This window comes from Rhizobium sp. 01T444 (assembly GCF_056398305.1).
This window is the reverse complement of record NZ_JBFTPD010000182.1, coordinates 1-701: the sequence shown is the minus strand read 5'-3', so window position 1 is coordinate 701 and position 701 is coordinate 1. Positions and strand designations below refer to the sequence as shown.

General features: G+C 67.0%; 2 protein-coding genes. Both read left to right on the top strand.

Annotation, left to right across the window (positions count from 1 at the left end):
- Window positions 1–540, top strand: a 540-nt coding sequence (locus tag AC1DTN_RS37870) for an ABC transporter ATP-binding protein (protein WP_477925273.1), incomplete at its 5' end; no start/stop codon positions are given.
- On the top strand, window positions 537–701 hold a 165-nt coding region (locus AC1DTN_RS37865; protein WP_477925274.1), incomplete at its 3' end, for an ATP-binding cassette domain-containing protein. The genes AC1DTN_RS37870 and AC1DTN_RS37865, both read left to right, overlap by 4 nt.

Here is a 701-nt window from a genome sequence, read left to right as displayed (position 1 = left end):
GCGGGGCTCGGCCGGGCTTTTCAGCTGACCAACCTGTTTCCCCATCTCAGCGTGCTGGAGAACGTACGCCTCGCCGTGCAGGCCACGCGCGGCGGCGCTCACCGGCGCGGGCTCAATCTCTGGAGCATCTGGAGCGACCACCACGCGCTGACGCAGCGGGCCGACCAGATCCTCGCCGACGTGGCGCTCAAGGCCAAGGAAAACGCGACGGTCGCGAGCCTGCCGCACGGCGACCAGCGCAAGCTCGAGGTGGCGCTGCTGATGGCGCTCGAGCCGAAGGTCTTCATGTTCGACGAACCGACGGCCGGGATGAACGCGGCCGAAGCGCCGGTGATCCTCGACCTGATCCGCGCGCGGAAGAAGGACAAGACCAAGACAATCCTGCTCGTGGAACACAAGATGGATGTGGTGCGCGAACTCGCGGACCGGATCATCGTGCTGCACAACGGGCAGCTGGTGGCCGATGGGGAACCGGCCGAGGTCATTGCCTCGCCGGTCGTGCAGGAGGCCTATCTGGGCATCGCGAAGGAGACCGCATGAGTGCCGCCCTTCTCGAACTGCAGGGCGTGCACACGCACATCGGCGCATATCACATCCTCCACGGCGTGGACCTCGCCGTGCCCAGGGGCCAGCTCACCATGCTGCTGGGGCGCAACGGCGCGGGCAAGACGACCACGCTGCGAACCATCATGGGCCTGTGG